The 20,969-nt window shown below is 62.0% G+C and carries 17 protein-coding genes, 1 tRNA gene and 1 pseudogene; 10 read left to right on the top strand and 9 right to left on the bottom strand.

Going from position 1 to position 20,969, the window contains the following annotated elements:
* Window positions 1-33 precede the first annotated feature (33 nt).
* Window positions 34-1,050 carry a DUF6542 domain-containing protein gene (locus ACSW29_RS13825; RefSeq protein ID WP_448277506.1) on the bottom strand — a complete coding sequence of 339 codons (1,017 nt, stop codon included), beginning with the start codon at window positions 1,048-1,050 and terminating at the stop codon, window positions 34-36.
* Between the two features lie 217 nt (window positions 1,051-1,267).
* On the opposite strand from ACSW29_RS13825, the gene ACSW29_RS13820 reads away from it, so the two are divergent.
* Window positions 1,268-2,443: an exonuclease SbcCD subunit D gene (locus ACSW29_RS13820; RefSeq protein WP_448277505.1), complete on the top strand. Its 1,176-nt coding sequence runs from the start codon at window positions 1,268-1,270 to the stop codon at window positions 2,441-2,443.
* Entirely contained in the window at window positions 2,440-5,418 is a 2,979-nt protein-coding gene (locus ACSW29_RS13815) for an AAA family ATPase (RefSeq protein WP_448277504.1), read from the top strand. The genes ACSW29_RS13820 and ACSW29_RS13815 overlap by 4 nt, the downstream gene beginning before the upstream one ends.
* Here ACSW29_RS13815 and ACSW29_RS13810 read toward each other — a convergent pair whose 3' ends face one another.
* The gene (locus ACSW29_RS13810) at window positions 5,419-6,612 is read right to left on the bottom strand and encodes an AI-2E family transporter (RefSeq protein ID WP_230814174.1); all 1,194 of its coding nucleotides are present in this window, start codon (window positions 6,610-6,612) and stop codon (window positions 5,419-5,421) included.
* Between the two features lie 152 nt (window positions 6,613-6,764).
* Here ACSW29_RS13810 and ACSW29_RS13805 point away from each other — a divergent pair, with 152 nt between their 5' ends.
* Window positions 6,765-7,169, top strand: a complete 405-nt coding sequence (locus ACSW29_RS13805; RefSeq protein WP_448277503.1) for a hypothetical protein — start codon at window positions 6,765-6,767, stop codon at window positions 7,167-7,169.
* Between the two features lie 6 nt (window positions 7,170-7,175).
* Here the strand turns inward: ACSW29_RS13805 and ACSW29_RS13800 are convergent, their stop codons facing one another.
* The 3 genes from ACSW29_RS13800 to ACSW29_RS13790 form a co-directional block, all read right to left on the bottom strand.
* Window positions 7,176-7,382, bottom strand: a complete 207-nt coding sequence (locus ACSW29_RS13800; RefSeq protein ID WP_230814173.1) for a YbdD/YjiX family protein — start codon at window positions 7,380-7,382, stop codon at window positions 7,176-7,178.
* A 2-nt stretch (window positions 7,383-7,384) separates the two neighbouring features.
* Complete coding sequence (locus ACSW29_RS13795) at window positions 7,385-9,667, bottom strand: carbon starvation CstA family protein (RefSeq protein ID WP_448277502.1); 2,283 nt, start codon at window positions 9,665-9,667, stop codon at window positions 7,385-7,387.
* A 112-nt stretch (window positions 9,668-9,779) separates the two neighbouring features.
* Window positions 9,780-11,357 (bottom strand): FMN-binding glutamate synthase family protein, encoded by a 1,578-nt coding sequence (locus ACSW29_RS13790; RefSeq protein ID WP_230814725.1) that lies wholly within the window; start codon window positions 11,355-11,357, stop codon window positions 9,780-9,782.
* Window positions 11,358-11,446: 89 nt separating this feature from the next.
* Here ACSW29_RS13790 and ACSW29_RS13785 point away from each other — a divergent pair, with 89 nt between their 5' ends.
* From ACSW29_RS13785 to ACSW29_RS13765, 5 genes and pseudogenes are all read left to right on the top strand, one after another.
* On the top strand, window positions 11,447-11,914 hold the full coding sequence (locus ACSW29_RS13785) for a CD225/dispanin family protein (protein ID WP_448277501.1): 468 nt from the start codon (window positions 11,447-11,449) through the stop codon (window positions 11,912-11,914).
* A 70-nt stretch (window positions 11,915-11,984) separates the two neighbouring features.
* Entirely contained in the window at window positions 11,985-13,064 is a 1,080-nt protein-coding gene (gene ychF / locus ACSW29_RS13780) for a redox-regulated ATPase YchF (protein WP_030536245.1), read from the top strand.
* A 44-nt stretch (window positions 13,065-13,108) separates the two neighbouring features.
* Window positions 13,109-13,852 carry a hypothetical protein gene (locus tag ACSW29_RS13775; protein ID WP_448277500.1) on the top strand — a complete coding sequence of 248 codons (744 nt, stop codon included), beginning with the start codon at window positions 13,109-13,111 and terminating at the stop codon, window positions 13,850-13,852.
* Window positions 13,845-14,015, top strand: a pseudogene (locus tag ACSW29_RS13770) (ORC-CDC6 family AAA ATPase); the annotation flags it as partial. The gene ACSW29_RS13775 and the pseudogene ACSW29_RS13770, both read left to right, overlap by 8 nt.
* Window positions 14,016-14,120: 105 nt before the next feature.
* Window positions 14,121-15,443, top strand: a complete 1,323-nt coding sequence (locus ACSW29_RS13765) for a hypothetical protein (RefSeq protein WP_448278176.1) — start codon at window positions 14,121-14,123, stop codon at window positions 15,441-15,443.
* Between the two features lie 66 nt (window positions 15,444-15,509).
* Here the strand turns inward: ACSW29_RS13765 and ACSW29_RS13760 are convergent, their stop codons facing one another.
* Entirely contained in the window at window positions 15,510-15,704 is a 195-nt protein-coding gene (locus tag ACSW29_RS13760; protein ID WP_448277499.1) for an IS3 family transposase, read from the bottom strand.
* A 601-nt stretch (window positions 15,705-16,305) separates the two neighbouring features.
* Entirely contained in the window at window positions 16,306-17,283 is a 978-nt protein-coding gene (locus ACSW29_RS13755) for a pseudouridine synthase (protein WP_448277498.1), read from the bottom strand.
* A 188-nt stretch (window positions 17,284-17,471) separates the two neighbouring features.
* Here ACSW29_RS13755 and ACSW29_RS13750 point away from each other — a divergent pair.
* Window positions 17,472-17,544, top strand: a tRNA-His gene (locus ACSW29_RS13750).
* 303 nt (window positions 17,545-17,847) lie between these two features.
* Here the strand turns inward: ACSW29_RS13750 and ACSW29_RS13745 are convergent.
* Both ACSW29_RS13745 and ACSW29_RS13740 read right to left on the bottom strand, forming a co-directional pair.
* The gene (locus ACSW29_RS13745) at window positions 17,848-18,912 is read right to left on the bottom strand and encodes a glycerophosphodiester phosphodiesterase family protein (RefSeq protein WP_448277497.1); all 1,065 of its coding nucleotides are present in this window, start codon (window positions 18,910-18,912) and stop codon (window positions 17,848-17,850) included.
* 95 nt (window positions 18,913-19,007) lie between these two features.
* Window positions 19,008-19,865, bottom strand: a complete 858-nt coding sequence (locus ACSW29_RS13740) for a PE-PPE domain-containing protein (RefSeq protein WP_448277496.1) — start codon at window positions 19,863-19,865, stop codon at window positions 19,008-19,010.
* Between the two features lie 107 nt (window positions 19,866-19,972).
* Between ACSW29_RS13740 and ACSW29_RS13735 the strand changes: the two genes are divergently transcribed.
* Window positions 19,973-20,938, top strand: a complete 966-nt coding sequence (locus ACSW29_RS13735; protein ID WP_448277495.1) for an L-lactate dehydrogenase — start codon at window positions 19,973-19,975, stop codon at window positions 20,936-20,938.
* Window positions 20,939-20,969: the final 31 nt, after the last annotated feature.

The raw sequence follows: 20,969 nt of genomic DNA, 5'->3' as shown, positions 1-20,969 counted from the left end.
GTGCCCCGCATTTTTTGGTACTGGGCTCGTCTGTCAGGGCTCGTCGCGATCGCGATACCGAACTCTCGGCGGCGGATACGCCGGAAGATCGACTCCAGGTGGGCGGCGGCGAGGGGGCAGCGGCGGCGATACGTCGTCACCCGAAGCGAAGAAGGGCTCCATCCGCTCCTCACGCCTGGGCGACGGAGTGGGCTCGGGCGCCCGGCGGCGACCGTACGACGGGTAGTCGTCGTCTGCTGTCGGTCTGCTGTCCGGCTGAGGGCGACGCGTGGGCGGTTGGTGCGTGCGATCGACCCTGGGTGGCAGTGGGCTTCTCCGAGGCGGCAGCGGGCGCTCGTCCTGGATCGGCTCGCGCCTGGGGGTGCTTCGGTAAGCGGACTGTTCGTCCACCTCGGGGGCACGGCGACGAGGGGGCTCGGAGACGGGTGCCTCGGTCACTCGGCGACGACGCCCGGTCTCGGGCGCGGGGTCTCGAGTGGTAGCTGCGGAGGAGTTACGAGTGTTGGACGCCGAGGAGGTGTCTCGAGTGTTGGACGCCGAGGATGTGTCTCGAGTGGCAGACGCTGACGTTGCCGAACGGCGGGAGCGGGTCGAGCGCGCAGGCCCGGTGGGGCGCTGATTGAGCAGGAAGTATCGGAAGCCTCCGATGATCAGCACGACCACGGTTGCGGCCAACATGATCGGAAAGCGGTTGACCAACGGGTACGCGATGTTGATCGCGATGTCGCGCAATGCGGTGCTGTTGTCCTTACCGATGAGCGTGTGCCCGATCGGCACCGCAGCGAAGAGCAGCAGAGGCGGTTGGGCCATTGCGGTGAACAAAGCCTTGTTCGAAGCGGCAACCACGGCAAAGAGACAGCCCAGGAAGTAGAACGTCGAGAACACCGCTGTGAGCTCGCCGCCACCTCCGGTGGCATCGATCAGTACGCCGACGGCGGTGACGCCGGCAGCAAGCAGGATCACTCCCCACCAGGGCAGGCCGGGGACGGTCACGATGAGCGATCGCTTGTCCAGCGGTACCCCGGAGCGAGCACGTTGGGTTGCAGACACATAACGACATTAGCGGTTCTTGCGTTGTCGGCCGTGTTTGTGCGGGTCGTGGCTGGCGCATTTATCGGCGCGATGGCGCGATGGTTTCGGGTTCTTCGTCAAACGAACCGGACGGATTGTGTGCAGGGTCACCGGACGCTCGTGGGTTGGGGCACACCGCCGAAGCCGTCAGCGTGGGAGATCCGCGGTGTCGGTGGGCTGCTCTACCGTCGGATTCATGAAGATTCTGCACACCTCCGACTGGCACATAGGTCGCACCTTTCACGGCGTCGATCTGTTGGCCGATCAGGCGAGTGTGCTCGGTTCCATCGCGGATTCCGTCCGCGAACACGGCGTCGACGTCGTGGTCGTGCCCGGTGACATCTACGACCGCTCCATTCCCAGTTCCGACGCGGTCACGGTGTGCAATCGAGGCTTCGAGGCGATCCGGGCTGCCGGAGCGGTCATCGTTGCCACGTCCGGCAACCACGATTCCGCGGTGCGGCTCGGGGCCGGGGCATCCTTCGCCGCTGCCGGCGGATTGCACTTGATCACCCGCGTCGGCCAGATCGGTACTCCGGTGATGCTGAGCGATCAATTCGGGCCGGTCGCGTTTTACGGGATTCCATATCTCGAGCCGGAGATCACGCGCGTCGAGTTGGACGTGCCCCGGGCTCGTACCCATTCCGACATCCTCGGAGCGGCCATGTCACGTGTTCGGCGAGATCTCGCCGAGCGAACGGCTGCCGACCCGTCGACTCGATCGGTATTGCTCGCCCATGCCTTCGTCGTGGGCGGTGAGGCCTCTGAGTCGGAACGCTCCATTTCGGTCGGCGGAGTGGAAACCGTCGCATTGGGCGAGTTCGACGGCGTCGATTATGTCGCCCTCGGGCACCTGCATTCTCCGCAGATGCTCTCGGAGAGTGTTCGATACTCAGGCTCACCGTTGCCGTATTCGTTCGGTGAGCGCAGCCACCGTAAGGCGGCGCTGCTGATCGAACTCGACGCCGCCGGCCTGTCGTCGGTGCAGCGCCTGGATCTCCCGGTCATTCGGGGGCTGAGCCAGGTAGTGGGGACACTCGACGAACTACTCACCGAGTCGAAATATGCCGATTCCGAGCAGTGCTATGTCTCCGCATTGCTCACCGACCCGGTCCGTCCGGTCGATGCCATGAGGCAACTTCAAGCCCGTTTCCCGTTTGCCGTTCATCTCGAATGGCAAAGGCCGGAAGGACAATCGGATCTCAAGTACCGCGACGCGGTTCGTGGTCGAACCGACATGGAGATCGCCCGCGGCTTTGTCTCGGCAGTGCGTAGTGACCCGTCCGAGCGTGAGGTCTCGTTGATGACCGAAGCGCTCAGCGCTGCCGCGCGCGCCGAGGAGTCCACGGTAGAACTGGGTGAAACCGCGTGAGACTGCACAAACTCGAAGTCAGCTGTTTCGGGCCCTTTGCCGACACGGTCGAAGTCGACTTCGACCGTTTGGGTGCAGACGGGTTGTTCCTTCTTCACGGCGACACCGGGGCAGGCAAGACCACGATTCTCGACGCGGTTGCGTTCGCCCTGTACGGGCGGGTGCCGGGCGCGCGCAACGAGGGCAAGCGATTGCTGTCGGATCACGCGCCGGCCGGTTCGGTGCCGCGCGTGGAACTGGAGGCGACCATCAGTGGTCGCCGAATCAAACTCGTTCGCAGTCCGGAGTATTCGCGACCGAAGAAGCGCGGGACCGGTTCGATTACCGAGAATGCCAAGGCCACCCTGACGTGGTTGGACGGCCGCGGCGAGAACCTTTCGCGCATCCCTGACATCGGTGACGAGATCAACCGTCTCATGGGCATGAGTGCTGATCAGTTCTTCCAGGTGGTGCTCTTGCCGCAGGGTGAGTTCGCCAAATTTCTGCGCGCCGAAAGCGACGAGCGAGGCAAACTGCTCGAGCGTCTGTTCGACACCAAGCGTTTTGTCTCCGTGGAGGCATGGTTCGACGCCAAACGAAAGGCAAGTGCTACCGCGCTCGCCGCCAGAGAGCAATCCGTGCGTCTGCTGCTCGCGAAGGTCGAGACTGCCGCTGGGCTCGAGGTGGGCGCCGAGGCGCACCCACTGGAATGGTCGCGCAAACTCCTCGCCGAGGCTCAGGACACCCGCGATGCAAGTCTCGCCGAGATGGTGACCGCCAAAGATGCAGCAGCCGAGGCTAATCGGGTGCTCGCAACGGCGCAGCGAACCGCAGAGCTGCTCGTTCGCCGTAATCGTGCGACTGCTGAACTCGCAGCATTCAACACGGGCACCGCGCACCGATTTGCGATCGGCGCCGAACTCGAGACCGCCAGGCGGGCTGTGCAGGTAGCTGCTGTCGCCGACGATGTAGAGACTGCCCGCGTGGGTCTTGTCGCATCGCTCGAATCGATGAACACCGCGATGTCGACCTACTCGGCAACGGGCGGGCCGGAGATTTTCGAGCCGGGAGTGTGGCCACCCACCGACGATGAGCGTCAACGCGTCGTAACTCGGATCCGGACCTGGCGTGACGAGATCGTTCGTCTCGACGCGATGGCGGAGGACGCTCGCAGAGCCGATGCGGCGGAAGCCGAGGTCGAGAAACTCGGAGTTCGGCGACACGCCTTGTCCGAGCGCATTGATGCCATCGCGGTTGAACGCACCGAACTGCCAGAACTGGTACGCGCGGCCGGCCGAAGATTGGACGACGCGCAACGCGCGCATGCCACTCTGCCCGGCCTCGAGGCGGCACTCGTCAGAGCGTCGGATGCTGCGACGGCGGCCCATGAAATCGTCTCTCTGCGTGCGCAAGCCGAGAAGATTCGTGTGCAGGTGTTGGATGCGCGCGACGTCCATCAGAGTGCTCGCGGGCGCTGGCTTGACCTCGTGCAGAAGCGTATCGAAGGCATGGCGGCGGAGTTGGCGAGTTCACTAGCGCCCGGTGACCCTTGCCAGGTGTGTGGTTCGCGTGAACACCCTGCCCTGGCGCAGTCGGACGTCGTCACGGTCACCGAGCCCGATCTGGAAGCCGCGTCCGCGGCCGAGCGTGCAGCGGAGAAAGTCCTGAGCAAGGTAGTCGACCGCCAGGTAGCCGTCGACCGTGACATCGACCGCGTGATCGCCCGCGGCGGGGATGGAGACGTCGAAGAACTCGACAGGCTCCGCGCCGCGGCTCAGAGCGCCGTCGACGAGGCGACACACTCTGCCGGTCAGGTTGGAGTGTTGGCCGACAAGCTCGCGCAACTCAACGAGCGTGACGGCGAGCTGCAACAGGAATCGGCTTCTCTGACTGCCGAATTGGCGGCACTGACCGAGCGAATGACGACACTGTCGGCCACGGTCGAGCAGATTCGAGCGGCGATCGTCGCTGCGGTGGGAGAAGATTCGACCATCGCTGCTCGGCGCTCGCGGTTCGAAAGGCTTGCCTCCGCGGCCACGGCGGCATCTGAGATGCGTGACGAGGCCGTTCGTTCGCAGGCGCGATCGGCGGAACTGTCGACCAAACTGGCCGCTGCGGCGGCCGCTGCCGGATTCGATTCGGTCGAGGCTGCGATCGAAGGGGTGAGATCGCCTGCCCGAATCGCGGCGATCGAAACCGAACTCGCCAAAGCGCGTGACCTCGAGGTGGCCGCTCGCACCATCCTCGACGACCCCGAGGTCGTTGCCGTGGGCGAAATCGAGACAGTCGACGTCGAGGGTCCTCGCAGCCTCGCCGTTCAGTGCGCCGAGGTGGTGAACTCGGCTGTGGCAGCCGCATCCCTGGCCGAGAACCGTGTGTCGGATCTCGAACGGTTCAGCGGACAACTCGAGAAGGCATACGAGGCGGTTGCGCCCGAGCGGGAACTGCACGACGAACTCGCGGCCCTCGCCGACGTGATCGCAGGCAAAGGTCAGAACAGTCGCAAGATGTCGCTGCGAGCGTATGTGCTCGCTTCGCGGTTGGAAGAGATTGCCGTGTCGGCGTCGGTTCGGCTGCAGCGGATGTCCGGGGGACGGTACGAGTTCGTGCACAGTGACGAGGCAGGTTCTCGGGGGCGCCGCGGCGGTCTGGGACTCGACATCCGCGACGACTTCACGGGAGTCGTTCGCTCGGCGAAGACGCTCTCCGGTGGTGAATCGTTCCTGGCGTCATTGTCTTTGGCGCTCGGACTCGCCGATGTGGTTGCGGCGGAGTCGGGTGGAATCGTTCTCGACACGATGTTCATCGACGAAGGATTCGGCACTCTCGACGCCGACACCCTCGACTCGGTGATGGCTGTGTTGGACGAGCTTCGCGACGGAGGACGAGTGGTGGGCATCGTCAGTCACGTGGACGAGATGAGGCAGCGAATCCCGAGTCGCCTGCACGTCATTCGCGGACGTGCAGGCTCCTCGGTGAAGGTGATCGCGGGCTGATCAGGCCTTTTTGTTCTCTACCTCTGACTCGGCGTCGTCGTCTTGATCCTCGAGGATGTCCGACGCATCGCCGGCGGGCATCGGCTCGTTGTCGCTTGCGCGTTCGTCGATCTGCTCTCCGATGTACCGGATGACAACTGCTGCCACAGCGGCGACGGGCACTGCGAGGAAGGCACCGACGATGCCGTACAGCGAGCTACCGGCGGCAACGGCAAGCAGCACGATGACGGCGTGGAGTTTCATCGACTTGCTCTGCAGCACAGGCTGAAGGACGTTTCCTTCGATCTGCTGAACGGCCAGGATGATGATCAGCACGATGATGGCGGTGGTGAGGCCGTTGGCCACCAGCGCAACCAACACGGCCAGGGCGCCGGCGACAAACGCGCCGACGATCGGGATGAAGCCACCGATGAACGTGAGAATTGCCAGCACCGGTGCCAGCGGGACCCCGAGGATCAGCAATCCGGCGCCGATGAATACCGCGTCGATCAGGCTCACCAGTGCTTGAGTCCTGATGAATCCACCGAGCGTGTCCCACATGCGGGTGAGGACCTCTTCGAGATGCCGACCGGCGCGGCCGCCGCCGACAGCGTGCAGCCACGGGATGAACCTCGGTCCGTCCTTGATGAAGAAGAACGCGAGAATCAGGACCAAACCGAGCGTGACCAACAACGAGCTTGCCGTGCTCACACCGCTGAAAACGCCCGAAGCGATAGCGGTTCCACTTTCCTGCACCTTGGTGATGACGGCGTGGACAGCGTTGTCGATCTGGTCGTCCTTCAGGTTCAGCGGCGGACCCTGGAGCCAGTCCTGAACCTGGTTGATGCCCTCGGTGGTCTTGTTCGCGAGCTCGGGGGCCTGGCTGACCACTGAAGGAACGATGCCTGCGATCACACCGGCCAAGATTCCGATCGAGAGCACCAGGGTGATGCCGGCTGCCGCGGCCGGTGGCATACCGCGCTTGATCATGCCGCGGGTCGGCGGCCACATGACTGTCGCGACAACGATAGCCAGAGCCACCGGCAGGACGATGACCCAGAGCTTTTCGATCAGCCAACCGAAAATCCAGGCGCCCAGCGAAATCGACGCCAACACCAACGACCACTTCGCGAGCCACATACCCCCTTGCCCGATGATCTCGCCGCGGTCGCGCTTTCGCACCCCTACGGACGTCCCCTTGTCTTGCTCGCTCACTGATCGTCCTTTCCGTCGGCGCAGGGATCTCCTCGCCGATGTGAGAATCCGGTGATCTAGCTGAGCTGATCGTAACGACTGCATGCGATAACTCGTGTGTTGCGCTGCAATACTGTGTTTTGAAGCATGCCGCTCGGACTAACATTTCCGTCATGAGAATCGCAGCAGCAGTCGGGGCAGCAGCAATCGTCGTTCTCGGGCTCACCGCGTGTAGCACCGAGGATCAGGACAACGCACAGAACAAGATCAGCGAGGCAGTCACGAGCGGGCAACAGGCGCTCGAGACAGCCAAACAGTCCGCGGGCAACGCCATCGATCAGGGCAAGACGACGCTGTTCGTCGCCACTTTCCGAGGGGCTTACGCACCGTTGGCGGAAAACCGCGACGACGCAGACATCGAGGAGATCTTGACGACCACGTGCACCGAGGTCGCCAACGGCACGGACGAGGCGGAGGTCAAGACCAAGATCACCGACCTGGCCGAGAACAACGGCAACAAGCCCACCGACGAGCAGGCTGGCCACATTTACGAACTCGCGAAGGCCACCTGCCCCTGACCGGATTCAGCAGCAGCGGGCGCCTGGGTTGGCGTCGGCTGCTGCGTGTCGGCGTCGCCAGAACTCTCGTTCGCTGATCACCGGTGAGTCGGCGTGGTGGCGTCGGGTGTGCTCGACGTAGCGCTGATAGTCGAGATCACCCATCACCGAGCGAACCCACCACAGCGTTCCGCGGAACGCTGTGGTGAGTTTTGCCGTCATGGTCGCAGTCATGGTCAGTGCCCACCTCCGTGCGCGGCTCCGGGCGCGCGGACCTTCCCGGCTTTGATCAGCTCGTCCCATTCCTTCTGGATTTCCTTCTCGGCGGGCGTCGGAATGAAGCTTGCGGGACCGAAGATCTTCGACGGTTCTTCGGGGGACTCGGTGGTCGGCAGGCCGCCGGCTCGGATTGCCTTGACACACACGGTGATCCCGGCGATGACGACGACAATCACCAGTGAGGCAAAGATGATCGACAGCGTGCCCTGGATGAAGGTGTTGCGGATGACGGCGTCGATGGCCTCCGGAGTCTTTGCGGAACCGTGCGCCGTCTCGCCTGCGGCCTTCGCATCTTTGAACACGTTGTGCTGAGCCCAGTAACCGATCGCGGGGTTGTCAGAGAAGATCTTCTGGTACGACGCGGTCATGGTCACGACCAGGTCCCACACCAGCGGCACGCCGGGGATCCACGCCCATTTGAACAGGCCCTTCTTCATGACGATCGTCATGACCACCGTCAGGGCAATCGCGGCCAGTAACTGGTTGGCGATGCCGAAGAGCGGGAAGAGCGTGTTGATTCCGCCGAGTGGATCGGTGACACCCATGAGCAAGATTGCACCCCAGGCAGCGACGACGATCAACGAGCACAGCCAAGCGCCGATGCGCCAGGACGGGTCCTTGAACTTCTTTGCCGGACCGCCGAAGTTGCCGAGCGAGTCCGAGAGCATGAATCGAGCGACGCGGGTGCCGGCGTCGATCGTGGTGAGGATGAAGAGCGCCTCGAACATGATCGCGAAGTGGTACCAGAACGATTTCAGCGAGTCACCGCCGAACACGTCGCTGAGCACTTCGGACATGCCAAACGCGAGCGTCGGGGCACCGCCGGTTCTCGAGATAATCGATTCTTCGCCGACGGCCTCGGCTGCCTGAGTCAGCACGTCCGGTGTGATGGGGGCAGTGCCGAGGGGCAGATTGTTGACGTATTCGGCTGCCGTTTCCGGTGTTCCACCGGTCAGCGCCGCGGGAGCGTTGAGCGCGAAGTACAGGTGCTGATCGAGGATGCAGGCGGTGACCAGAGCCATGATCGCGACAAACGATTCGGTCAGCATGCCGCCGTACCCGATCATCTTGGTCTGGCTTTCCTTCTCGAGCAGTTTCGGCGTCGTACCGGATGCGATCAGCGCGTGGAAGCCCGAGAGCGCGCCACAGGCAATGGTGATGAACAGGAACGGGAACAGTGAACCGGCAAAGGCCGGGCCTTCGCCGTTGGAGGCGAACGGCGTCACTGCAGGCATGTTCAGCGCGGGTCGTGCGACCAGAATTCCGATGGCCAGCAGCGCGATGGTGCCGACCTTCATGAACGTCGACAGATAGTCACGCGGCGCCAGGAGCAGCCACACCGGCAGCACCGAGGCGGCGAACCCGTACGCGATCATCAGCCACGCGATGGTGACCTTGGAGAGCGTGAACCAGTCTGCGCCCCAACCGGTATCGGCAACCCATCCACCGGAGACGATGGCCAGCAGGAGGAGGACGACGCCGATCAGGGAGACCTCGGAGACCTTGCCCGGCCGTAGATACCGTAGATACACGCCCATGAACAGGGCGATGGGGATGGTCATCGCAATCGAGAACACACCCCACGGGGATTCTGCGAGGGCATTGACGACGACGAGCCCGAGCACTGCGATGAGGATGATCATGATGACGAACACGCCGATCAACGCGGCGACGCCGCCGACGAGGCCGAGTTCTTCGCGGGCCATCTGACCGAGGCTGCGCCCGCGGCGCTTGGATGAGATCCACAGGACCATGAAGTCCTGCACCGCCCCGGCGAACACCACTCCGACGATGATCCAGATCGTTCCCGGCAGATATCCCATCTGCGCGGCCAAGACAGGCCCGACCAGTGGACCGGCACCGGCGATTGCCGCGAAGTGGTGACCGAACAGCACCCGACGATCGGTCGGCATGTAGTCGGCGCCGTTCTCCATGATCTCGGCGGGAGTGGCCACGTCGTCGCGGGGTTTGACGATCTTGCGTTCGATCAACCGCGCATAGAAACGGTAGGCAATCAGATAGGTACAAATTGCGGCCAACACGAACCACACGGCACTGATGTGCTCACTGCGGACAATCGCGATCATGTACCAGGCGCCCGCGCCGACCAGTCCGAGAACGAGGAAGACGACGCGCGCAGTCGTGGAAATGGGTGTTTTGTCGATAACACCGACAGGTGGCAGGTCGGGATCGGTTTTCAGGTACTCGACATTTGGTTCCGGCGCAGTCGTCAAGCTCATCGTCGAACTCCGTCCACTAGTGCACGTGTGGCCGCCGTCACAGCGGACCATCTGTCACTGTAGGACCAGCAGGGCGAATCCGCGCGATCTGAGGCGCGGGAGTCGACCGGCGTCAGAATCGGTGAGCGTCGGCGTCGATCCAATCGGTGAGCCAGCTTTGCGGCGGGGATTCGAGCAGTTCTCCCGGCATCAGCCAGTCGAACAGGTCGGCATAGGTTCGGGTGGTGAGACCGTCGACGCGGCGGTTGAGCATTCCCGGTTGCAGTTGGTCGAAGGAATCGATGCCCATCGACGCGATCATCTGTTGCGCGCTGGCGACAGTTGCCTTCTGGAAGCGGTAGACGCGCTCGCTCTTGTCGGGGATGTCGAGCGCGCGGGTACGTGCCGGATCCTGAGTGGCAACGCCGACCGGGCAGCGGTTGGTGTGGCACATCTGGGCCTGAATGCAGCCCACTGCGAACATCATTGCGCGGGCCGCCATCGTGAAGTCTGCGCCCTGGATGATGCGTTTGACGATGTCGGAACCGCTCGCCACCTTTCCGGAGGCGCCGACTTTCACGAGAGGGCGCAGGCCAGTTCCCACCAAGGCGTTGTGTACGAGCATCAGGCCTTCGGTCAACGGCATGCCCATGTGGTCCTCGAACTCCACCGGACCTGCGCCGGTGCCGCCTTCGGAACCGTCGACGATGATGAAGTCGGGCGTGATGCCGCGTTCGATCATCGCTTTGCAGATTCCGAGGAATTCACGACGCGAGCCGACGCACAGTTTCATCCCGACCGGCTTGCCTCCCGACAGTTTTCGCAGTGTGGCGATGAAATCGACCAGTTCGACCGGGGTGCTGAACGCGGTGTGCGCGGGTGGCGAGATCACAGTCTGGCCGACGGGTACCCCTCGGGTTTCGGCGATTTCGGGGGAGACCTTGACTCCGGGAAGCACGCCACCCAACCCGGGTTTCGCACCTTGCGAGAGCTTGATCGAAATGGCCTTCACCTGGTCGGAGCCGGCGCGCTCGGCAAAACGGTCAGGATCGAATCGGCCGTCCTCGGTCCGGCATCCGAAGTATCCCGAAGCGATTTCCCAGATCAGATCGCCACCGTGTTTGCGGTGATACGGACTGATCGCACCTTCGCCGGTGTCGTGGGCGAAACCGCCTTTGGCGGCGCCGGCGTTGAGGGCCTCGATTGCGTTGGCGGACAACGATCCGAAGCTCATCGCGGAGACGTTCAGGAGAGCGATGTCGTACGGCATCGTGCAATCGCGTCCGCCGAGGCGAACTCGCGGAACGGTGTCGGGGGCGGTCCGTGCGCGAATCGAATGCGTCATGAACTCGTATCCGATCGCATTGACGTCGCGCTCGGTCCCGAAGGGCTCTTCTGCCAGTGTTCCCTTGGCACGCTCGTAGACCAGATCTCGCGTTTCGCGATCGAATGGCATTCCATCGGTGGATGATTCGACGAAGTACTGCTGGATCTCAGGTCGAATCTTCTCGAGGAGGAATCGGGCGTGCCCGAGGACCGGATAGTTACGGAGGATGCTGTGGGACTTCTGTGTGAGGTCGTAGGTGCCCATCGCCGCCAGCGCGAGAGTGACGACCGCGATCACCCACCATCCGGGCGAGACCACAATCGCGAGAGCGGCGGTGCCGAGACCCACTATCCATATCAAGAGCACAATCAGCATCCGAGTCACCTCGAGAGCGTAGGCGCTCACTGTGACACGGCAGCGGTAAGTCTCCACTAGGTTCTGCGATAGAGAACCGAATCCGACTCTTTGGGGGAATGATGACCGAACCGCAGTATCCGACCGACCCGCAGGATCCGAAGGAGCAGCAGTATCCGGCGGGCCAGCAGTATTCAGCAGGCCAGGAGTATCCGACGGGCCAGCAGTACCCGACTGACCCGCAGTATTCAGCCGGACAGCAGTACCCGGCCGGTCAGCAGTACAGCGCTGCTCCCACGTACGCGGCGCCCCAGTACGGTCCGCCGAAGTCCAACGCGGGATGGGCCGTCGCGTCGATCCTGTTCTTCTGGCCTATCGCGTTCGCCGCGTTCAACCATCTCCACGACATCTACCCGAAGTGGGCTATGGGCGATCACCAGGGCGCGCAGTACGCGTCCGAGCGGGTGAAGAAGCTCGGTCAGATCTCGCTCCTCATAGCCGTCATCTGCTGGGTGCTGTTCATCGCGTTCTACGTCATCTTCCTGGTTGCGATCGTGTCGTCCGTCGATTCGTATACCTACAACTGATCACCTGCCGCGACGTGACGGTGGGGCGAGTACCCGTCACGTCGCCGCGAGGCCGTAGAATCCACAGACCGTGAGCCTTACCCTCGGAATCGTCGGACTGCCCAACGTCGGCAAGTCCACCCTTTTCAATGCACTGACCAACAACGACGTGTTGGCAGCGAACTACCCGTTCGCGACCATCGAACCCAACGTCGGCCTGGTCGAGCTGCCCGATCCGCGGCTGCAGAAGCTCGCCGAGATCTTCGGCTCCGAGCGCATCCTCCCCGCGACCGTGTCGTTCGTCGACATCGCCGGCATCGTCAAGGGTGCATCCGAGGGCGCAGGCCTTGGTAACAAGTTCCTGGCCAATATCCGTGAAGCTGATGCTATCTGCCAGGTAGTGCGCGTTTTCGCCGACGACGACGTTATTCACGTCGACGGCAAGGTCGACCCGGCCTCCGATATCGAGGTCATCGAGACCGAGCTCGTGATCGCCGACATGCAGACCTTGGAGAAGGCTCTCCCGCGTCTGGACAAGGAAGCTCGCAAGAACAAGGAGCTCAAGCCGGCCCACGACGAGGCGCTCAAGGCTCAGGCATTCCTCAACGAGGGCACGACGCTGTTCAGCGTCAAGGACAAGCTCGACTTCTCGTTGCTTCGTGAGCTGAGCCTGCTCACCACCAAGCCCTTTCTATACGTCTTCAACGCCGACGAGTCGGTGCTCACCGATGAGGCGAAGGTCGCGGAACTGCGCGCATCCGTCGCTCCGGCCGACGCCGTGTTCCTCGATGCGAAGGTCGAGCAGGAACTCCTCGAACTGGACGAGGAAGACCGCCAGGAAATGCTCGACTCGATCGGTCAGACCGAGCCCGGCCTCCATGCCCTCGCTCGCACCGGCTTCCACACCCTCGGACTGCAGACCTACCTGACGGCTGGCCCGAAGGAAGCTCGCGCCTGGACCATCCACAAGGGTGACACCGCACCCCAGGCTGCCGGCGTCATTCATACCGACTTCGAGCGCGGCTTCATCAAGGCTGAAATCGTGTCCTTCGACGACCTCGTCGAGGCGGGTTCCATGGCTGCAGCCAAGGCTGCAGGCAAGGTCCGCATGGAGGGTAAGGAATACGTCATGGCCGACGGCGATGTGGTTGAATTCAGATTCAATGTGTAATCAAGGTTGGCTTCGACGCCAGTTTTGGAGAGAATAGAGTCGCTGTGTGTTCCCACACCGAAGAATTTGACCAACTCGGCGCTCCTGGTCGCGTTGCGGATCGCTACATTGAGTTGCAAAACGCAATGGGAGATTGCCTTCAAAAGAGCATCGGGTCTCACTCGGAGTTGTTTGGCGAGCTGCATCAATTGGACGCGGACCTCGGTCTCTGGACGGACTTGGTTGCTGACGGGCACACCGATCAATTATCTATCGCGCGTCGTGAACTTGCACTCGCGGCGCATTGTGCGGCGTCGGGTCTGTACCGACAGGCATTCGCTGGATTACGCCTATTTCTAGAGCTAAGTTTCGCGGCAGTCTACTTCTCGGTGAACGAGTTGGAACGACGGCGTTGGGTGGCCGACAAGATCGACTATTCGTGGTCAAAAGGTCTTGATCAAGATTCTGGAGTGCTCTCTAGGCAGTTTGTGGAAGCCTTTTGTCCTGGACTTGCCGGAGAGGCTCCTCCGTTCGCGCAAGAAGCGGCTACCACCTATCGCCACTGCTCGCAGTTCATTCATGGCAAAGCAGCTCAGTCTCAGATGTTGCCTGAGGGTGTTTTCTATGTCGAGAAGGTTTTGGTCGATTGGACCGATAACGCTCGTGGTGCGGGTGAGGCCGTAATATTCTTACTTCTAGTGCGGTACGCAGACAGAGCGCTTGGGTCGCAAAGTCTTATAGATGCTTTAGGTTCTCGTTTTGGCCATTTGAACGGAGTTAGAGCAATGATAGGACTGGCAGATGCCTGACGTTGCGAACCTGTTTTACCGAACTGAGGATCTTAAGCTTGACGAAGTTCTCAAGTACTACGTCGAGACCTCAGGCGACCGCTCAACAGTAGACCAGCTGAAGTCCCGATCGCCAATCATTCTCCGCGGGAGCAGAGGTGTGGGGAAGTCGTTCCTACTTCGCGTGACTGAAGCGGAGTTGAAGGCGGAATTCCCACAGAGCCGTGTCCTACCCGTATATCTGACTTTCAGCCGTGCAGGCCTGCTCCGTCGATCCGAGGATGGATTCATGCCGTGGATGACGGCTCGAATCTCGAGCGCGATCAAGCGAGCTGTGACCAACTACGGTTTGACGCTTCCGGAAGACAGCGCGTTGGTTCAGCTGACTCAGGCGTCCACTCGCGCGGGCAGGCTGAACATCGATGACACTGTTGTCAAGGAGTTTGAAGAGTTCTGGAAGCAGGACGAGGAAGTCCAGCGAGCGTCAGACTTGCCGGATGCTGATGAGCTACGGGAGGCCATCGAAGACCTGTGTGAAGACTTGGGAGTTGCGCGCATCGTTTTGTTCATAGACGAAGCGGCTCACGTTTTCATACCCGAGCAGCAGCGCCAGTTCTTTACCTTGATGCGGGATCTGCGTAGCCCACTCGTATCGGTAAAGGCGGCGGTCTATCCCGGCGCGACGTCGTACGGTGACTCTTTTCAGCCAAGCCATGACGCCACCCTGGTCGACGTTGAGCGCCCGGTGACGGACTCCGGCTACGCCGCTGCGATGCGGCAGATCGTACTGAAGCAGGATCCAAGTTCGAGGAAGTTGATTGAGCAGTATGGGGAGGCGTTCGACGTACTGTCGTACGCGAGCATGGGGAATCCTCGCGTGATGCTTAAGACCTATGCTGCGAGTGCGCCGTTTAACCGGTCAAGAGCCCAGGAAGCGATTCGCAATTACTATCGCGATGAGGTTTGGTCTGAACACTCGAACCTCGCCGAGCGCTACCCTGGCCACCGAGAACTGATCGACTGGGGGCGTTCGTTCCTCGAGCGCGACGTACTCCCCGCACTGCACGCTCGTAACGAAGCTGCCAACGAGGCATCGTCCGCGATATGGGTTCATCGGGACGCCCCACAAACGGTGCGCGAGGCGCTTAGCTTGCTCTGCTACAGCGGTATCTTGCTCGAAGGGGTATCAGGGATTCGTGCCACTCGGAGCGAAGTTGGCACGCGGTACTTCGTTAATTTGGGATGCAACTTTGCGCAAGACGCCGAACCTGTCGCCTACGGGGCCAGAATCCGATCATCCCTTTCCATCAAGCGGATGCAGGAGTTCGGGGCGAACCATTCTGCATATAAGGCGGTTCAGACCCTTCCCCTTACTCGCATTCAGGGTGAGGCCAACGTCGCTCTTGAAGCGCGACTGGCGGAGAGTTTTAAAGTTCTGGACCTCACGGAATTCCAGAAGTCGAAGCTGGCCGAACTGGATTTGGTCACCATCGGCGATGTACTCGCCGCCTCGGAAGAGAAGTTTAAATCATTACATTACGTTGGGGACGTGCGTGCACGGCAGATGCGAAATGCCGCAGTAATGGCAGTGATTGAATATCTGTCCGGGTAGTGAGTGTCCCCGAAAGTTGGACTGGCCGAGTGAGATTGTAGTGGGCTACGCGGCAAGGACTTGAGATCAGTATTGCACTGGGTCAGGCCCTTCAGCGATCAATGGCCTCGTTCGGTGTTGAACCAGGCTGATGCAGGTATTGATTGCTGTCGTGAGAGCGTCGACGGTCGGGAACGTGATGTTGCAGTAGAGCTCGTCCTTGAGGTGACCGAAATAGCTTTCTACGAGGGCGTTGTCGAAGCAGTTGCCTTTCCTCGACAACGTTTACATCGCGCGGCCGTTGACGAGCCGATGCCAGGAGGTGCTGCTATGCGACACCCTGGCCTCCGTGGACGATGGGCTTGTGTCTGGGTTCCAGCGTAGTGAGCGGTCGGCAGTGTGCCGGGGTTCTCGTCGGTTGGGTGGCCGCTCTGGTCGTCGCTGAGGCCGGCCGCATCCTTGACCACTTCTGCTGCCATTCAAGCATTCTGCACTTTGCTGTCGACACGAAAGTCTTTGCTGCCGTTGTGAGTGCTTCGCTAGGGATCAAACAGAATGGCCGACGCCATAGGTGGCATTTTGACTGGCGAGAGGGGGATTGCCCGACGGACTATCGTTCCGCTTCAACGTCTAAAACCTCAGCTCATCGGCCCATCGTTGGCCGTCTGCCCGCACCGAACCCGCGAAGGCTCGAAACAGCTTGTCAGCAGCACTGCGGGTTTTGCCGCCCGCGAGAATCTGGAGTTTGCCGTCAGACGCGGGGAGCCCCGGCATCTCGGCAGAAGACTGCGTGGTCGGCAAAGATCAACTTGCACGACTTTGCCTAGATGCCAGGCCAGTGCAGGTCTCCAGGTGGCTAAGGGCACAGACGACCGGCCGGCGTTCAGGAGTCGGACGCGGGCATCTCGCTGAGCGTCCGACGGGTGACAAACCGCCGCGCTCTCCCAGTCAATGGGTCGGTGAATTCGAGTTCCCTCGCGAGCAATTGGAGTGGGAGGGAATGATCGTCCGGGGCGTCGGGAAGCAGGTCGGGGTATCGCCGGTCGCCCAGGATCCCGGCGCCGAGAGCCGCCAAATGCACCCGCAACTGGTGCATCCTTCCGGACCGCGGACGTAGAACCGTGTGCAGCACTGTACGTCCGGAGGCGCTCACACCTGTCCCTCGCGCCTCGATCGTGGTCTCGGAGTTGGGTTCACGGCTGTCGTCGACGACGACCCGTAACTCACCGCGCCGAGCTTCGATGTGGCTTCGGTAGACGAGGGGACCGTCGGATTCGGCGAACCCCGGTGCATCCTGGCCCCACCGGGACGGTCGCGCTGACACCGCCTCGTAGACCTTCGTGACCTGTCGCTTCTCGAACAACGACTGATATGCGCCGCGCGTCGCGGGGCGGGCCGAGAACATCACCACGCCGGCGGTGCCGCGGTCGAGCCGATGGATCGGGGTCAGATCTGGGTTGTCGAGGCGGACCCGTAGTCGGACAAGCGCCGACTCGCGGAGATAGCGCCCGCTGGGGGTGGTCGGGAGAAAATGTGGCTTGTCGATGACGACGAGATCGTCGTCGATGTGCAGGATCTCCTCGCGGAACGGCACCGGGTCCTCCGCCGGCAACTCACGGTAGTACCAGACGAACCGGTGCGCGCTGAGTTCTGTGCTCCGGCAGATCGACTGGCCGTCGATACCCACGAACTCGCCGTCGTCGAACCGCCGATACAGGTTTTCGGCGTCCAGATGGTCGAACTTGGCTACGACGTACTCAGCGATTGTCGCCCACGGCCCAGAGAGCGGGATGCGTAGGCGCGTCGGGCCAACCCCGTTCTTGACGGGCAGCGGTGGGGACATGGACACGCAGGTCATCATCCCATCGACTGCTGGTCAGCGGTGATTCGGTGTGGCCTTGTCGGAGACGTCCCTGCGGGGACGCGGGGACCAACTCGGAGCGGCGGCCGCTCAGAGACCGTCGGGTCGAAAATGAGTAGCGCGGACGACAGGCGGGTCCGTATGGTTCGGGAAACAAAGACCGCAGACGAAAAGCGCTGCGGTCCATACCTTCTGTAGCTCAATTGGTGAGAGCACCCGACTGTGACTCGGGCGACGGCGGATCGTAACCGCCCAGAGGGACTCGGGTTCAGCTCAGGAGGGAATGGCCGCGCCCTAGACGCAGAGACCGGAAGCCCTTTGCCTGCACAGTTGCCGAACCAGCCTCAGTCGGTATTCCCTGAATCGCCGAACAGCATTCCAGTCACCCGCCATTTCCGCGTCGGCAAACAGGTATTCGCAGTTGTCCAACTGATCCTTCAAAGACATCATCAGAATTCACCTCCGATCACCCGAGCAAGTACCTGTCCAGGATGCGTCCGGCAGGACCCCGCGGACATCGGCCGTAGTACCTGTTCAGGTACCTGCTTCGGAGTGGGCCGCAGGCTACTTCTTGACCGCAGGCGCAGGTAGCGGCATGCCGCGCTCGGCCAGGACGGCGCGGAGGCGGTCAGGGTAATCGGTGATGATTCCGTCGACACCGAGGTCGATGAGGGCGTGCATGGTGGCGGGATCATCGACGGTCCACGGGATGACCTTCATGCCACGCGCGTGTGCGCTCGCGATCATGTCGGCTGTCGGGTACAAGGCGAAACTGGGGTCGCCGACCTTTCCGCCCTGCGGAGTTCCTTGGACAGGGGAGTAGGCGGAGGCACCAAAGGTTGCTACCGCCGCGATGCCGTCGCCACCGAAATCATCGATGTCCAGACCGCCGAGCCACGGTGACGCTCCGTCCTTGCCTACCTGGAGAAAGTCGCCGTTGGTGAGCGCGACCACGGGCACACTCGGCGCGAGTTGACGGGTGAGCATGAGCGAGCCCCAGTCGAAGCTCTGAATGGTGACGCTGTCCAACAATCCGGCTGCCCGGATCGTATCGAGGACTACAGAGACGAACTGCTCACGCGGGGCGGTCTCGTGAGGCGCTCCCGCTTCCACCTTGGTCTCGATATTGAGCTTGATTCCGGGTGCGTTGTACGACTTCACCAGGGCAAGCACTTCTTCGAGCGTCTGCATTTTCGCTCCCGGAACATTCTGCTGCTCAGGGTATCCGGCAAGGGGGAGGGTGCCGCAGTCCATGGTCTTGATCTGCTGCAGGCTCAGCGTGTTGACGAATTTGCCGACGTACGGGAACTCCGGGTCACCCGCAGTTGCGGGCGCGGTGTCGAGACATTTCTTGTTCGAGATCTTGCGATCGTGCGTGACGACAGCGATCCCGTCCTCGGTGATCTGTGTATCGAGTTCCAGTGTGCTGACGCCCATTTCGAGGGCATTCGCGAACGCGGCCAGGCTGCTTTCCGTGTACAGGCCGAGCCCGCCGCGGTGGGCTTGGACGTCGAACGTCGAAACCGGCTGGGGCGCTGAACTACCGAACGAACCGGACCAGTCGAGACTGCCGGTTGGCGATGCGCCGGCCGGGGTCGCCAGGGCGGTGAGGGGGAGTGCGACGGTCACGGCGGCACACGACAATATTCTGCTCAGTTGCATGAAAGGAACGTAAGGGCGTCGAATGGCTCGCCGGGGTTCGTTAGGTAAACTAACGGTAAAGGTCAGGCTGCGTGAACGCGCTGCTCGACGCCGTTTGCCTGGACCTTCATCCACGACGCCAGAAGCTCGCACCCGGTCAGTCCGCTCTCGTCGAGAGGTTCGATCGCGTAGCTGATGTGTCTACCGCCGCGAGGGTTCTCCAGCTGAAAGCGGTTCAGGTTCAACCGCGTCGGCAGATAGCCGAGGACTTCGAGGAACGCGGTGCGAATGCGTCGTAGATCGGTGCGCCACTGTTTCGGACTAAAACGAGTCTTCTGCGCATTCTGGAAAGCATTGCTACGAAGTAGTTCCCACACCTTTCGTGCCCACACGCGCGCCTGCGAGAAGGACATCCAGCGTGTCAAGTCTGCGATGTCGCGAATATAGCTGTCGTCGCTGGCATTACAGATCATGTCCTGCGGGTGCCCGATCCACTTGACCGGAATCCACGGCTGGACTTCGGGTCCGTCGCCGGCAACACCGTGACCCTCACAACCTTCGATCACACCGGCCGGTTGTTGTGGATCGGAGATCAGTCCGACTCCGATGATGTTGGCGCCGTTCAGCGTCGGAGAAGTCAATGTCGGAAGAGCCGCGCGGATCACGGTGCATCCCTGTGAGTATCCGATCAGCATCACGGGGCCGTCTGTCCGCGCGATTTCAGTCGAGAGGGCCTTCACACCCATCGCGGTGCTGTGCCGAAAGCTCAAGCCGCCGTCGGCGACCGGACCGTACGACGCGGGATAAGCGACCCAGTGAGAATCGAATCGACTGTCGAGTTCGTCGGTGACGGCGCTGAGGAGTCCGAGCACGCGGGCGCCGTTGTCGCCGACGTGGGATTCGCCGGTGCCGCCAACTGCAAGAACGGTTACCTCAGCCATGTCAGCGATCATCCACGTCGATTCTGAGAGGTCGGCATCCAAACCCTGAGAAGAGACTGGCAATCCGTTGTGCTGCGAAATCGTTATGGAGCGAGCACCATTTACCCATGACGACGCCGAATCGGTCATCCAGGCGAAAAGTGTCCGTGGTCGGGGCGGGAAGCGTCGGCACTGCAATTGCGTATGCGTGCCTGATACGCGGATCAGCCGACGCGCTCGCTCTCTACGACACCAACAGCGCAAAGGTCCGGGCCGAAGTTCTCGATCTCAACCACGGAACCCAGTTCACCCCGCCGTGCACCGTCGAGGGAGGTGACGACATCTCGGTCACCGCGGGCTCCGACTTGGTCGTCGTCACCGCAGGCGCCAAACAGCATCCCGGTCAGTCGCGTCTCGAACTTGCCGCGGTGAACGTCAAGATTGCACAGACACTGACCGAACAACTGTTGGCGGTGTCGCCGGACGCGGTTCTTCTCTTCGTCACCAACCCGGTCGATGTGGCGACCTACGCAGCGATCCAGGCCGCGGGACCGTCGTACGGCGGCCGAATCTTCGGATCGGGAACGGTGCTGGACACGGCCCGATTGCGATTCCTGCTGGCCACCGAACTCGGAGTCGCGGTCGAAAACGTCCACGCCTTCATCGTCGGCGAGCACGGGGACTCCGAGATTCCGCTCTGGTCGAGCGCGACCATCGGTGGAGTGCCGGCAACCTCGTTCGTGGGACCGTCGGGCGGTGTCCTCGGCCTCGACCTACGCGCGAATGTCGCGAAGTCGGTGGTCGAGAGTGCTTACGAGATCATCGAAGGAAAAGGTGCCACCAACCTCGCCATCGGATTGTCGAGCGCGTTCATCGTGGAAGTCGTGTTGCGGGACGAACAACGGGTGCTGCCGGTATCGACTTTGCAGACCGGCGTCCACGGACTCGAGCACGTTTGCCTGTCACTGCCCACGATGGTCGGTCGCGAAGGTGCCGGTCGAGTCCTCGAAGTACCGCTCTCCGAAAAGGAGGCTTCGGGGCTCCGATCTTCCGCCCGTACATTGCAAGAGGTGCAGCAATCTCTGGGATTGTGAATATCTGTTGTCCTCGATATCCGACATATAG

Source organism: Rhodococcus sp. GB-02 (assembly GCF_053470465.1).
This window is presented reverse-complemented; position numbering and strand designations above follow the sequence as displayed.

What these genes read in the sequence shown, in the direction of transcription:
- ACSW29_RS13735 (WP_448277495.1), top strand. Translation starts at nt 19,973, where the DNA reads ATGACGACGCCGAATCGGTCATCCAGGCGAAAAGTGTCCGTGGTCGGG.
- ACSW29_RS13765 (WP_448278176.1), top strand. Translation starts at nt 14,121, where the DNA reads ATGCCGTGGATGACGGCTCGAATCTCGAGCGCGATCAAGCGAGCTGTG.
- ACSW29_RS13740 (WP_448277496.1), bottom strand. Translation starts at nt 19,865, where the DNA reads ATGGCTGAGGTAACCGTTCTTGCAGTTGGCGGCACCGGCGAATCCCAC.
- ACSW29_RS13755 (WP_448277498.1), bottom strand. Translation starts at nt 17,283, where the DNA reads ATGATGACCTGCGTGTCCATGTCCCCACCGCTGCCCGTCAAGAACGGG.
- ACSW29_RS13785 (WP_448277501.1), top strand. Translation starts at nt 11,447, where the DNA reads ATGATGACCGAACCGCAGTATCCGACCGACCCGCAGGATCCGAAGGAG.
- ACSW29_RS13805 (WP_448277503.1), top strand. Translation starts at nt 6,765, where the DNA reads ATGAGAATCGCAGCAGCAGTCGGGGCAGCAGCAATCGTCGTTCTCGGG.
- ACSW29_RS13795 (WP_448277502.1), bottom strand. Translation starts at nt 9,667, where the DNA reads ATGAGCTTGACGACTGCGCCGGAACCAAATGTCGAGTACCTGAAAACC.
- ACSW29_RS13820 (WP_448277505.1), top strand. Translation starts at nt 1,268, where the DNA reads ATGAAGATTCTGCACACCTCCGACTGGCACATAGGTCGCACCTTTCAC.
- ACSW29_RS13800 (WP_230814173.1), bottom strand. Translation starts at nt 7,382, where the DNA reads ATGACTGCGACCATGACGGCAAAACTCACCACAGCGTTCCGCGGAACG.